The organism is Bythopirellula polymerisocia (genome assembly GCF_007860015.1).
In the GTDB taxonomy this organism is placed as follows: Bacteria; Planctomycetota; Planctomycetia; order Pirellulales; family Lacipirellulaceae; genus Bythopirellula; species Bythopirellula polymerisocia.
Map to the genome: position 1 here is coordinate 255,543 of NZ_SJPS01000002.1, position 14,149 is coordinate 269,691.

8 protein-coding genes are annotated in these 14,149 nt (G+C 51.8%); all 8 read right to left on the minus strand.

Annotated features, from left to right (window positions below; all coding sequences use genetic code 11):
• Positions 1-162: 162 nt before the first annotated feature.
• A complete protein-coding gene (locus tag Pla144_RS07260; RefSeq protein ID WP_197530455.1) occupies positions 163-2,052 on the minus strand; it encodes a polymorphic toxin-type HINT domain-containing protein in 1,890 nt (629 codons plus the stop codon).
• Between the two features lie 262 nt (positions 2,053-2,314).
• Positions 2,315-3,061: a PEP-CTERM sorting domain-containing protein gene (locus Pla144_RS07265; RefSeq protein WP_146449512.1), complete on the minus strand. Its 747-nt coding sequence runs from the start codon at positions 3,059-3,061 to the stop codon at positions 2,315-2,317.
• Between the two features lie 266 nt (positions 3,062-3,327).
• Complete coding sequence (locus tag Pla144_RS07270; protein ID WP_146449515.1) at positions 3,328-5,670, minus strand: hypothetical protein; 2,343 nt, start codon at positions 5,668-5,670, stop codon at positions 3,328-3,330.
• Between the two features lie 159 nt (positions 5,671-5,829).
• On the minus strand, positions 5,830-7,659 hold the full coding sequence (locus tag Pla144_RS07275) for an endonuclease (protein WP_197530456.1): 1,830 nt from the start codon (positions 7,657-7,659) through the stop codon (positions 5,830-5,832).
• 105 nt (positions 7,660-7,764) lie between these two features.
• Positions 7,765-8,838: a PEP-CTERM sorting domain-containing protein gene (locus Pla144_RS07280; RefSeq protein ID WP_146449519.1), complete on the minus strand. Its 1,074-nt coding sequence runs from the start codon at positions 8,836-8,838 to the stop codon at positions 7,765-7,767.
• Between the two features lie 203 nt (positions 8,839-9,041).
• Positions 9,042-10,709 carry a lamin tail domain-containing protein gene (locus Pla144_RS07285; RefSeq protein WP_197530457.1) on the minus strand — a complete coding sequence of 556 codons (1,668 nt, stop codon included), beginning with the start codon at positions 10,707-10,709 and terminating at the stop codon, positions 9,042-9,044.
• A gap of 178 nt (positions 10,710-10,887) precedes the next feature.
• Positions 10,888-12,984 (minus strand): PEP-CTERM sorting domain-containing protein, encoded by a 2,097-nt coding sequence (locus Pla144_RS07290; protein WP_146449524.1) that lies wholly within the window; start codon positions 12,982-12,984, stop codon positions 10,888-10,890.
• A gap of 200 nt (positions 12,985-13,184) precedes the next feature.
• Entirely contained in the window at positions 13,185-14,036 is an 852-nt protein-coding gene (locus tag Pla144_RS07295; RefSeq protein WP_146449525.1) for a PEP-CTERM sorting domain-containing protein, read from the minus strand.
• Between the last annotated feature and the right edge of the window lie 113 nt (positions 14,037-14,149).

Here is a 14,149-nt window from a genome sequence, read left to right on the forward strand (position 1 = left end):
CGAGTCGAGCCTAATACTATCATACCTCGGACAGGAGCAAATTGCGCCGGGAGAACCTCAAAAAAGAACGCCATCCGCTCCCTACCATCAAGAGGCCCGGGAAGGAAAAATTGCATAGTAGCAGGCAATTATCAGAGGGAGTTTCCCAATCCACTTCGCCAGTTATTGCTGGGCCAAAGGGGGCAACTTTTCAACTCCAGGCAGCACGGCGGTAGTGGGGAGCGGGCACCGGTTGTCATGCACGAGTACCTTGCTATGTCCTACGAAATAAGTGTGGAATTGCCCTACTTCGAGGTTAAACGCCTCGGCATCGGAACTCGGCTCGGCCGTATCGAGGAGGTACGCCCCGCCGACGGCCCACAGTTGATCGCCCGCCTTGAGAAATTTAGCCATTTGCCAACCATCACCGGCGATCCAAAAGCGGTGCCCCCGCGTGGCAATGATCGTTTCGCTGCCTAGGCCCAACTCGACCGTGGGACTCGGCTTCCGGACTGTGGTCAGCGTTACAGGCCGAAAATCTAATTCCCCTGTTACCGGGTCCTGGCTAAGGACCATGTCCCCTACTTGAATCGTCTCAATCGCCACGGGACCGGCCTGCGTCCAGACGGGTGTACCGGCAATGAAGCACGACATCGTGCGAGGAAAAGTCGTATATTGAGTGTAATCATTAACCATAGATGTTTGATAAACGGGTAACGTTTCAGGGGTATCGAGTTCGTTAAACTGTGCCCAGGCATCCCATACGGCACGAGGTTCTGCACCTAGCTGTTCTCCCGTGGCAATCTCAGCTACTTCGATAATTCGCCTGTTTTTTGATTCTCGCGAGGCGTTGACCGAAGCAACTCGATGCTGAGTGCTAGACGCCTGATTAACTGCGTTTGAGTAATCTCGAATTCTATTATTCCAATACTGATGGGGAGTGGGGCCTTGTAGAGGCTGAAATGGACGACCGCCACTATTGGTTAGGGTGAGTCGAGGATTGCGGCCCAAACGCCCTGAATATTTGGTGGCAAAAGTGCTCGATCTATCTACTTTCAATTCTGCCAAAGGGCTTTCTTCTGCGATGTCTTCAAAAACTGTTACCTCACCACTAGGAAGGACGTTCACGGCGATAGCAAGTTCAACGGGTGCTGCCAGCGCTGCCATAAGCTGTGGCATATAGCTAGTTCTTTCTCGGTATTTGAGGGCCTCGGCTGCCGCACCGCTAATTTCGGGGTCGGACCACTCGACGGCGATCAGCAACAAGTTCTCTGTGGCAAGATGCTGTTGTATCTCGCTAAGGGCCGTGACCGCACTTTGGCGAAGTCCCTGCAAGAATTGCTCTTCGGTCGAAGGGTCCAAATTGGAACGAATCAGCTTCTCATTCTGGGAATTAACGAATACCGCATCCATGAGCGCTGGGATGGCAGCAGGATCGCTTACCGAGGAAAACTCGTGCAGTGCTTCAGAGCGCTCGGCAACGTCCCCTTTCGCAGCAGCTCGAATCCAATTTTGGAATTGCTTCGAGTAGCGTTTGAAATCGGCGGTAGCTTGTTTCTCTTGTTTCTGATAGTTGTCGATTTGCACATCAGTCAGTAACTGGCCTTTATAGGAACGCAGGCCAAGACTTCCTAGGGCTTCGCGATTGTTTGGATCTAGAGAAAGAACTTTGAACCAATGCCATTTGGCTTCGTAGGTCAGACTTTCGTCGCGACACCAACGCGCAAGTGCTGCTTGAGATGCCAAAGAGTCATTTGATTCGACCAACCGAGTTTGGTACTCATCCCATCGTGGATCACTCGCCACAAGTTGCTGGACGGCATCGATGGGTTTCCAGTTACCGTCAAACAGGACCTTGCCCCGATACCAGTGCGCAAGATTGAACTCAGGATCGGCACGCTCGGCCTCGATCAGCAACTGATCTCGTTTGGCTGAGTCCCCTTGGACATCCGCCGCCAGCGCTTGGCGAAATAGATTGTGAGCTGATTGCTCGGCTCGAGTCTCAGCCGAACTTGCCAGTATAAGGATCGCTTGGAGTGCGATCACGAACAAAGAATTCACTAAGCTTTGCATGTCCCTGCTCCGTTCCCTCCCCAGGTAGATTAGAAAACGAATGCTTGGAGTATTGTAACTCATTGAGCCTTGGGGAGCCAAGTGTGTCAAAATTGCGGCGCAAGTAGCTCAATTCGGGTGATATCTAGCCTCTACTTGCCTGCCTTGAAGCCCACACCAATAATTCTGTTGTAACTTGCTTCATACCTATTCCACGAAAAACGGCTGGTCACACATAGGTGACCAGCCGCGTAGGATTCCGAGTTCTTGTCGTCAAACAAGCTTATCGACGACGAATGGTCAGCATGCCCAAGCAACCGAGCAGCATTGCGATGCTGGTTGGTTCAGGTACGTGAGTCACTACCAAATTGTCGACACGTATCGTTTCGTCAGACCCTGAATTCGATTGACGCAAGGCAAAAGCGTCGATGATTTGGCCCGTGCTGGACGTGAGATCGTAGACTGTGTTACCGCCAGCGGTCAGCGAAGAAGTGCCCGCTGTAATATCAAACGAAATCGAAACAGGTACGGTGGCGCCAAAGGAGAAATCAGTTGGCAAGTCAGTCGACACTGAGGAACTGAGTGTAGAAATGGATAGAGTATAGTCGCCACCGGCGGTGGGAGCATGAACGAAAGTACGAGCACGAAAGTTATTAGGATTGGCCGACTGCCAAAAATGAGCGAAGTACTCGTCGCTGCTATTGCTGGTAATCGGGCTGGGAGCAGTTACAACGATGTCAAAACTGGCGGTCACTACACCACCTGCAAAAGAAGCTCCGGCGTCAAACAGCTTATGGAGATCTTCCGACCCACTGTCTTCCGAAACCACCGCAGCTCCACTGCTGACTAGCAGGGTGTCGTTTGTTCCACTATGGTTTTCCCAGGGAGGAGTCCCCTGGCCCCTGAGCGGACCATCGGGATAATTGAAGTCGTCAGTCGACACAGTGGTGGCACAAGCCACCGAGCCGCACACCGCGACTGCAAAGATGCATCCCAAAAGGGATAAAGTGTTCAGAATTCTGGATCGCATTAGCTATTCTCCTGTTGAAACTTCGACTGCACAAATTGTGAATTCGGTACCCCGCCATTGGACATGTAATCCAGTCAGCACATCTGATCTAGTCAGCATGTCGGTCTTCCGAGTTCCATGATACCGACCGTCATATTCGTTGTCGCCTATTTAATGTAATTTTCGCCAAAACTTCATCATTTACCCTGATACCGCAAATCTTAGTGGATGTGGTCCACTTCCCTGCAAAGCATTACCTTGCGGCTAGGAGTGAGCGATTTGTCGTCTTAAGTCGATTGATAAACGCGGCTTAGGCGATGGAGGTTTCCACTCAGTAGGGCTGCCAGACTCATCAGGACCAGCCCCGTCGGCTCGGGTACCGCCGTGGACGCCACCAATGGTGGCAGTGTGCTCTGGCCAAATTGGCGTTGCCAGAAGAGGAAGTCGGCTCCGTCGGTGTCGCCATCGCCGTCGGCGTCGGAGCCACTGCCCATCGCGAAGTCCATCTGCCACTTGTCAAGGTCCAGGTCGTCGACGTTTCCATCCTGGTTAAAGTCGGCGGCCAGGAAGCTGACAAAGGTCGTCCCCTCGATAATGAGATTGTCAAAGGCGTAAGCCTCGTCGGCATTGTTGGCGGCATTGAGTGTGATAGTCAGCACCTCACCTAAACCTGACAACTGCGACGTAAGCGTCTGAAAGTTGTTGGTGAGTTGTACAAGTGTATTCTCGGCGTCGGTCATGAATAACGGATCAGGAAGGGTGACCGGGGCGCCGCCGCGTGCCATAATGTAATCTGCAGTGATGTCTTCATTTACTGAAGACGTGAAGAGGGGCAGGATGCTTCCACTATCAATTTGATAGGTCCAATTGTAAGTGTCGGCGGCTTCAAAATCGCCCATTGCCGCCATATCAATCGAGACCTGCATATCTATGGCTCCGGTCACATCAAATTGCCAAGTGACTGTTCCAGTGCCGCCTGTATTATTAGGATTTTCCAGATCGTTGATACCAAACCATGCGTCCGTCTTGACTGCGGTGTTGACCACTCCCAGGTTATCGCCAGATAATCCGTTAGTTGAATCATCTTTGAGGGCATTGGGAATCGAACTACTCACGCCAACCTGAAATTGCTGAAAACCATCTTGCGAATCAGAAAAAGTGCCGGCTGCGGGGGTTTGAGAATAACTCAGCAGACGCTTATTTTCATCAAAAGTGTCTTTGGCAATCACGCCGAACACTGGCCCACCATTGCCGCTCCCGACAATAAACTGCACTGGAAACTGAAATAACGAGTTCGCTGCACCTTGGCTGGTGGCGGAAACCGTGACCACTCCGGAGCGGAACCCTTCCGTGCCAGTATTCAAGAATATCTGACGAGTATCTGTCCCGGCCAAAGGAAGAATCGAGCCATTGGCGCTGCCAAGCAATGCACCGCTGACGTTGATAGTGTAATCGAGTTCGTCGGCAGCATTGGCTGTCAGCACATTGGCAACATTCTGCACGAATACGTCAATGCCGACGGTTGCCCCTTGAGAGACATTCATTGGGATAGATGCGAGTGTCGCAAGCATCTTGGCCGGAAGCTGATAGTCGGCCACGACAGGGAGGTGATCGCTGTTAGACTTTAAGGCGTTCAAGACACTCATCGATGCACCAGTACCGGTCGTGATACTGTCATTGAGAGTATGTGTGCCATTGTTGCCGAACGCATGGTAGCTGCCAGGAATGACATCAAGTCCATCACCGTCCAAGAATTCCCCGGTGACAAGTTGAAAATCAAAGCGGTCGTCCAGACCTCCCCCCGCAAAACCAGGGATCTGTTCACCCGTTGCGGCTGGGGATTGCGTGTGGAGATTTTTGAAGGCAGCGTTGTCGAGCCATGATCCAGGCGAATTGACCGGATCAAAGGCTTGCCCGTTGCCACTGGAGAGCAGATACGCGTACATATCGGCATTGCTACTAGGAATATTGTAGTCACCCGCATAGATAGCATGGACCCCCTCGCCTAGGGCATCTGCGTTGGTTCGTAGATTGGTCGCCTCCAGAAGTCGGCTTGCGGCGTTTGCCCCGGAATCTCCAGCTCGATAATGCGTGCTGTAAGCATAAAAGTCAGCGTTGGAATCATAGCCAACGGGCCGGAACTGATAGCGCAAGTGTTGTCTTGCTTGAGAGGAACTACCCACGGAGCCAAATGCAATCTCACCAATAAGATCGACAGTCTGAGTATTATAAATCATCGCGGGACGTCCACCCGCGCCGGGAAAATCCACACTAAAGTCGCTGCTGGCGAGCCCTCTAACATCCCCGCGGGCATACATCGTGCGATTAACGGGGTCGTACAAATCATTGAGCACATCAACGAAAGAATCCGTTGTGATATCAAGCTCATACTGCTCCTGCAGCAACAACACATCCAACGGCCGCGCGATGCCATTCACGTTTTCCAGGCCGATTGCTTCCATGATCGTGGACGAGTATGGCAACCGCGCCGTCTGGGTTCCACTACCGGATTGCGCAGTCGCAGTGTTGTAAGTCACCACGCGCAGCTGCGCTTGTGCTTCGGGACCCGCAATAATTGCTAGGTAGCCGGCGCATATTAGACCCAGCGCTCGCAAAGAGACATTTGCCATCAATTGCTCCGTTAGAAGTTGCCCATTCTCGGCTGACTCGGATAGAGTCCACCCATGTTCCTTACTCCATTCTGCCCATAAGCTCTGTGCCAGACAAATGATTTGCGCTGAAAATCACTATTTCTCAGTAAAATTGGAGACATTTCCGGAGAACCAGGATTACGCCACCGGCCCGCTAAAGCGGGCTCGGCCAAAACGAATCAGAGACATGGAAGCCAGGGCTAGAAGTGTCAGGGTAGCGGGTTCAGGGATGGTTGTGGCACTCGCCAAAAGTCCTGGCGAGGTACCGTATTGAGTCTGCCAGATTGCGAGGTCTGCAACATTAACCTCCTGGTCGTTGTTGGCGTCTCCAGTGGCAAGGGTCGTACCCGATCCAAAGCCGCGCTGCCAAGTGAGAAAATCCTCCCCATCGATATCGCCGTCTTCGTTGAAGTCTGCCGAATTCATAAAGGCCGCTTCGACATTGCCGGTGAGGTTCAGGGTGAGACTCCCAAGCCCTAGCGCCCCGGCGAGGTTTTCGTCGGAGAAGTTGAGCGTGTAGCTGGCCGAAAATATTCCCACCGAAGAAGTGTCGAGCATGGCCGTGTAAGTATTCGCCAGCCCGGCATTCAGAGCGGAGGCGCCGCTGAAGGTGGTTAAATCAGTGCTCAGAACAGTCGAGTTGCCTGATGGAAGAATCGAATCGAGATCTAGCCGGGCCGTGTAGCTAGCCGTGTTTACGAGGTTGGCGACGTCGAAGTTGAGCGAGGGAGCAACGCTGCCCATCGTGACCGTGCCAAAATCCAGCGAGAGTGTATTGATGTCGCTGCCGAGCGCAAACGAAGGATTCGCATGGTCAAGCACACTAAGCGACACGTTGATCGAATCATTGGCATCGTTGGCCCCATGGCCTGTGCCGCCAGCAGTGGTAATATCGAGGTTGTCGATGGTCACGCTCCCCGATCGCAGGCCAGCGGTCGCGGTGGTGGTGTTGAGACCCACGGAAATACTCTTGCTACTCGTGCCAGACGTGAGGATCGGAAATGCATTGAGGCGACCCGTGACTGAGGAGGTGGCACCACCGGAAGGCGTTACCTCGTAGTAGGTACCGTCGAGACCATTCTTACGGAGCGTAACATTTTGGGCACCCGGAACTGCGGCCCCGACCAGGACACTCCCCAAACTCACATCAAGCGACGAGCTACCATTTGCATTGGGTGACGCGCCGACGTAGAGCTGCGAATCGTTTTGCTGATCTTTGAACACCGACCAGGCGTACTCAGGGTGGTCGACAAAGGGATTGCGGTTTTCTTGACGATAGGGATTCGAAATCGCCGGTGCCCCTGCACCTGCCAAGCCATAAATTGCGTGATTGCGGCGGCGTTCAAAGTCATCCGGCACGTCGCGGTAGTGATAGACCAACAGAGAGGACAAGTCTCCCATTTGCGTCCCCGAAGGAGAACCATCCGTTAAGGATAACTGGCTGTAGCGAGTGGCCATGTAAAACTGGGCTCGAGCTACGTCGCCTGCATCGGCGTCACCTGGATACCAGTAAGAACCAACGGGGCCATAGCTGCCGGTTGTGGAATCGAAACCAAAGGGATCATTGCCCCTATTCGAGTTGATTCCGTCATCCGCAGGCCGCAAATTAAACTGATCTGTTGAAATATTAGTGGTTCCATTTGACGGAGTAGCGACTCCTAATCGAGAGACTGGCCAAATGTGTTCACGATTCCAAATCAGGGTGGGACTGGTTGTCCAGGTGCCCGTTACCGAAGCCCGATTGTAAATGAGAAGGATATTGTTCGCATTATTGGGATCTGTATCAGTATAGGGTGCAGAGTAGCGGGCGTCGCCGTAACTGACTCCATCCATTGTGCTGATAATCGAACGCAACTGGGTCTTGAGAGTCGCTCCCGTCCCGGTGGCCGAGTTGTAGTAGGTCGTTGGCGGATCATACGGCGCAGCAATCGCTTGTGGGCTTAGCGACAAAAAGAGAATGCAAAGCATTCCCAACACTGATTGTATCCGTCGTCGCCCCATCACTCTGTACCGAGAAGAAACCAATTAAACGGCCACACCCGCTTCAGCGGACACGGCCGAAAGAGAACCACATTATACCATCCACTTCCGCTTGCGACCACAAGCGAGAGGCACCAGCGTCAAGCCAAGTAGGGCCAACGTAGCCGGCTCGGGAACTGCGGATACGGCGGCAACTAGTGGCGTGCCATAGGCATTTTGCCAATCCATCAGATCAGAAGCACTAAGCTGTCCAACGGGTGTAGAATTGCCCCGTTGCCACTCAAGGAAGTCGTGACCATCAATGTCGCCGTCGATATCGAAGTCGCCAGGAGTCGATGCGATTCCGCCGACTGCAGACATTACTTCCTCAAAATCATCACCAGTCGCCGCAATATCAATCAGAATATCGGCGTTGGCAGTTGAGCCACCTGCTTGCCGGAGAGCAAGAGAGTTCATGCCAGAACGCAAGTCATTGCCAACGTTGGAATCAGGGGCCATGTCGATGATACGCGGACTTTCGAAATTCGTGGGATTGATCCACAAACTGGCCCAGCCATCCATTCCGGACAAAGGCTGAGGGATTGGATTGGGCATTACGCCAGAATCATCAAAAGGATTCACAGGGTTTACAGGAATCTCCGTACGTGGGTCATTTAAAGAAGCTGTATACGATACCACCGCAGTATAGGTGGTATCAAATTCCATAGCACTTCCCCAAATCGTATTCAAAGATCCACTGGATGAGGTGATTCCCATTTGAAAGTTTGTTGGGGCTGTTCCTGCAGTGATGTAAAGACGACCTCGAAAATTAGCCGGGCCAGCATCTTTGAAGTGTGCGAAAAAGTTTGTAGCTAGTGGTTGACCTGACGGATTAATACGCGTATCGGAGACAGAGAACTTCAGAGCGTACAACCACGTGTCACCTGGCGTAAGCACTGTGCTAGTAAGTCGATTCACGTCTTCAGAGCCAGGGATCTTTACGACCGCTGCTTCGTTCGCGACTTGGATCGACGGGCTTCCACCACTATGGTTGGCCCAGAGCCCTCCTGACTGAGTGGTTAGATCGCCGTCGGAGTAGTCAAACGCTTCGGTGAAAAAAACCTCTCCGCAAGCTGTTAAGACGAAGCTGAGCGCTAGCACAGGTGTTAACAATAAACAGCGATTCATAAAGCAAGCCGCGCTCTTCGATACAGCAGAAGAAGAAAAACGAAAGACTATATCAATCAATTCGTGACGTCGTCCGGCCCATTGCCGATTCTAGGACCCTGGTCCAAGTGATCGAGACCCGAATTCCATTGTACATTAAAAGAGCAAAGGCCACTTCTGATGACTCAGAACGTGGCCGATGCATCTTCTATTTAAGCGAGAAACTAGCGTCTTTTGCCAAGTAGCAGACCGGCCAACCCGAATAGTACAATCGACATCGAAGTCGGTTCGGGCACAGCACCCACTGCCGCCGCAAGCGGTGTGCCATAGGCACCCTTCCAGGCAGCCAAGTCTACAGGACTAAGCGGCCCAGTCGGCGATCCGCCCCGTTGCCAAATGAGGAAGTCATGGCCGTCCGCGTCTCCGTCTCCATCAAAATCGCCAGGGTTACTAGCGACTACTGAGAAGGAACCAGGACTGCCAACGTCGCCGCCAGCGTGGAGAGTAACCAAACCACCTGCTCCAGCAACTAGATTGGCGTTAAATGATCCGATCGAATCTCCCACGACTGCATTGTCCCAATTGGCTCCGTCAGAAGGATCAAGGCTTAAGTCCGCTAGGCTAATCGAAGGACCTTGTGAAAGAGTAGGAAAACCAGTGCTTTCGTTGTATTCTACTCTAGCCACGGCATTCAATTGATCTACATTGTCGCCCATGTAGCTAGCGAAGCTACTCCATAGTGCAACAGAGTCTTGTCGCATAGTTGTGTTATTAACACTGTTGTTCAAGGCCATTGCGGCGGTTGTCCAATCTGTTACTTCCACAAGGTTGAGTCCTGCTCCCCATGCAGCAGCAAAGTCGGCTGCGGAGACCATGCTGTTGTAAAGAATAGCCGTGCCTCCTGCCGGAACAGATCCAGCAGCGATATTCGCTGAAGTGTGGGCTGTAGTATTAAAATCGTCGAGTACGTAGCCTGCCAAATTGATGGGTGATCCAGTGCTATTGTAGATCTCAACCCATTCCCAGTTCGGTTCACTGCTTGCGGGGTCATACATGATTTCGGTTATGTGTAGTCCCATGGTGGCAGGCGTCCCAGGGGGAGCTATACCTGGATTGCCAGTGTCGGCGTCACTATTGATAAAGCCAGGCACCTGCACTTGCACACTTGTAACTGCATTGTTTGTCCCACTTACGCTCTTCACCCATTTGGTGCCATCGGAATTGCTTCCATTGCCAGACCAGGCGATCGATGACATGCCATCAACTGCTGGAAAGGAAGCCCCAGAAAAATCAAGGCTAAAGGCAGCATTAGAGAAACTGGTCACGCGATTTGTAAATACTCCCGGATCGTTGATTGGATCATCTTCTACTGGACTAATATCCAGGGCATAAGCGGTCGCGTCAGCCCAGAACCCGATGGATTGACCTTGGCTGCCTACCGTGTTGACCATTTCTGGCCAAAAGTTAGCACCAATCAACGGAACTGTAGGGGCGAGTCCGTAAGCACTACGAAAATTAGCATCGACAAAATTGTTAGGGTTGGCTGCGGGTGCAAAGCTACTTCCGTAATTCGCATCATAAATGACAGCAACTTGGCCAGGACCAATAATGGTGTTTTGAGATTGTCCAGTAAGGATGGTGGGATTGGGAGAGACTATCTCAGTGTCACCTAAATTGAATCCCAAGTAATTGTTCAAATCAACTGAAGCGCCCCCCGTGTTGCGAACTTCAATCCATTCCCAAACGTTTTCGTCAAGTGGGTTGTACATCACCTCGGTAACTTGCAATTGAGCAAAGGCGGCGTTGCTTGATGCCAAGCCTAGGAAAAAAATGCTAACGCGGGTGAGCCAAGTTCGGATGAACGGCTCTTGTTTTGCTAAGCTGCTTTTCATATTTGTCCTCTTCTGAAGAATTGTGTTCCGCAGGGAGTTTATCCCCCCGTGAGACTTGAAAATCCACATTATGTGTTCCGTGCGACAAGTATGCTTATTATACCGCTGTCGCCATTCGGTAAAGAAATCCAAGGCATGCTTCACGCCATGCTCGCCAATGCCGGGGCATTTGTGCAAATCAGGCTCTCTTACCTCCTATTAAACAGCCACGTCCACGAAATCCCAGGCCCACGAATCCCAAGAGGATCATCGTTAGCGTGGCCGGCTCGGGAACTGCCGTGCCACTTGCCAAAGGCATGTTAGTGAACCCGTAGTTTAACTGCCAATCCGACAAGTCGCCGGAGTCAAAGAGTGAGCCTGCGCCTCGCTGGTAGACCAAGAAATCATGTCCATCGACGTCGCCATCGAGATCAAAATCACCCAGAGCAGTCCCGAGGATATTCGTGACCAATTCGGAAAGATCGGCAGCAGTCAAGGCGCCATCACTAGTTAAGTCGTACCACTCAGCACCTACGGAGGCAGAAACCGTCCCACCCAAAGTAGGGTCAGCAATTCCATCGGCCAAAGCCTGGATGTCGGCATAGGTGACTTCGCCGCTTCCATCGATGTCACCACGAGTAAACACTTTGAGAGTTCCCCGGTTGAAAATTCCGATATCAAATGGATTCAATTCGGAATAAACAATCGTGCCGGTGGCAGGGTCGAAAACATAAATGTCTTCGGTGAATCCCGTGTCTTGGTCAACGATGTAGAGATAACCCGTGCTCTTGTCATAGGCAACGCGAGTGCTGTTAGTTACTTCAGTGTCGTTGTCAATTGCGCCTGTAACAGGAATACTGGCAGTGACTGTCCAGGGCGACGTGTCATTGAATCCCGTCCCGGCAGGTCCCGTGGGAATCACTTCATTGAAACCACTGGCGTCTGAATCGGGGCTGTTGTAGTCAGCAATTCCGACGGTAAATACTCGAGGCTCCTGGGCTGTTTCGCCTCCGTTGCCAGTCTGGGGAGTCGTGCTGCCCATCGTCGTGTCGAAGTATCCGCTTTCGACAATCACCAGATTTCCATTCTTGTCCACAAAAAGATGGTCTATTTCGCCATCATTGGTTGTGGTGTCCGAAGTGGGATCCTCAGCCAAGCTTATTTGATTTGCATAGGGTCCTCCGGTTGGCGAAGTAAATAACTCCTTCTTCGTTGCCGTAGGATTTGGCCCGGACAGGTCAAGCTCGTAGAAAGCGAAGTCGTCCCCACCGCCATCACTATCTGCAGCCCAGATGCCAAGTGTTCCGTTATTCTTTACGAGTGTCCAACCACGGGGAGTGGTGATACCAGCGGCATCGAGATTTAAGAATCCAGCAATCTTGGAGTTCCACGACTCGGTGTTGCTCACACTGTTGTATCCCCCCTGTTGATCGGCGGGGGCAGGGAACGGTGGCGTTGGTGGTGTTGCGGCACCAGGACTTGTGCTCACGCGGCTCAGAACACGAACGTTAAAATCTTGAGTCGCCGGAGTTGCTGTGCCAAAATTTGCATCCATCATTACCAGCTGCTCCGGGTTTACGAAATCTATCTGGTAGTCGAAAAAGGAAGCTGGAGATTGCGAACGGCCCACCTCTCCAATCTTCTGGAAAGCGCCAGGCAAGTGAACTGTGTTCACTAGAGACGGATGGGGAATGTCGTTAGCCAATCCATCAACCACGCCGTCAAAAAGAGGGCTGCTGATATTAGAAAGGAATTGCTCTTCCGAGACTTCAATGTTCAGAGTCTTCGGGGCATAAATAGTGCCCTTGGGACGGGCGTTATCGGTGAAGTCTTTAAGCATGGCTTGATAGTCAATACGATAAAGATCGAAATCGCCTTGAGAATCACCGACCGGATCAACCGCCGGAGGTGCTCCACTATCAAAAGCAATGGCGTAGATCGTGCCATTGGCTGGATTAACTGTAAATGCAGAGAACTCCTCGCGGTTACCAAATGGCAGTCCTTCAGGAAGTCCATTGCGTTCTCCCTGGAAAATTTCGAATCCCATCCAAACAGAAAACAGGGGATCGTTGTTAAATACCCCCGAGGCAGCCCCATTACCAACGCTGGTCACATCATAAAAAATGAGGGAATCGGAGGGAGCACCTGGGACCTCGGCTACCCCACCGGGCTGAGTTTGGGAGACAGCAAAAATCTTCTGCGGCGCGGGCGCTGCCGCTTGAGCAAATCCGAGGCAATGGCCAGTAACGAATATGCACATCGAGAGGGTACAAAACAAGCGGCGGTTGATTTCCATGACGATCTATCCTTGTGTCCTTCAAAGCAACGAATGTAAATAACCTGGACTCAATACGAAAAACAAAACGAGCTGCCGACGGTAAAAGCAGCCGACGACAGCCCGATTTCTGTGCAAATTACTCCATCACCATAGCTCTAAATTCCTGAAAAGCAGGATATAGACAGCTAAGTACCATAGCGTTCTGCACTGCCAGGCAGCTACAGCGACCGGCGCGAACCGGCGAAACCGACAAAAGCCAACAAAGCCAAGGCCAAGCTACCAGGTTCGGGGATGTTCGACCCATTCATGGCATTGAGCAGCACACTATCAAAGTCATTGCCTAAGGCCACGGAGTCTACCAACACTGTAGCAGTGTTGCCGGCTGAGACGAAATCCTGCCTCATAGCGAGCGAATCGATTAAAGTGAAAGCACCTGCGGAGTTCGTATCGGTAATTTTTGGACTGCTACTATCAACCGGATCAACCCAAAGATCCGAGGTACCAGTATCAACCGCATACGAAACGACAATCTTGTACTGCTGTCCAAAGTTGAGATCGCCAGTGTTGCTCACAATTCCACCCGAAGTGGCAGATAGACCAAAAGAAAATCCTGCTCCGCCGACTCCCGTGCTAGGGTCATCAAGGTAAGCACGACCTCTGAATCCACTACCAGCGTCTTTGAAGTGCATGAAATAAGAATCCTGATCAAGGGAGAGATTAGGATCAGTTCGCGTGTCATTCACAGTTACTAAAGCAGCGTAGTACCAAGTCTCGCCTAGAGCGATTGCTCGCGACCCACCGGCCGTAGCCTTGCGGTTCGCATCTTCACTGGCGGGATTACCCTGAGCCAAGACAGCCTGACCGCCAGAAACGGCGATTGGAATTGGAAAATTCGTACCACTGTGAGGTACCCACGCTCCGCCGGAAACATTAGCTCCGGTACCGTCGAAAACAGTCAGGTCCCCATCGGCGTAACTAAACGTGTCCGACATAAACGTTCCCGCACTTACATTACTGCCCAACATGGCAGTAATCGCTATTGCGAACAGAACTAAACTCAGTTTCTTCATTAGAACTTCTCCCCGTCTAAGTGTGAGAAAGAAACAAACAACATAAGCAGTCCACCGAACTTGGCTTCTAACTACATCTGAGAACACGCCTACGAAGCGCGTCGCATTTTATT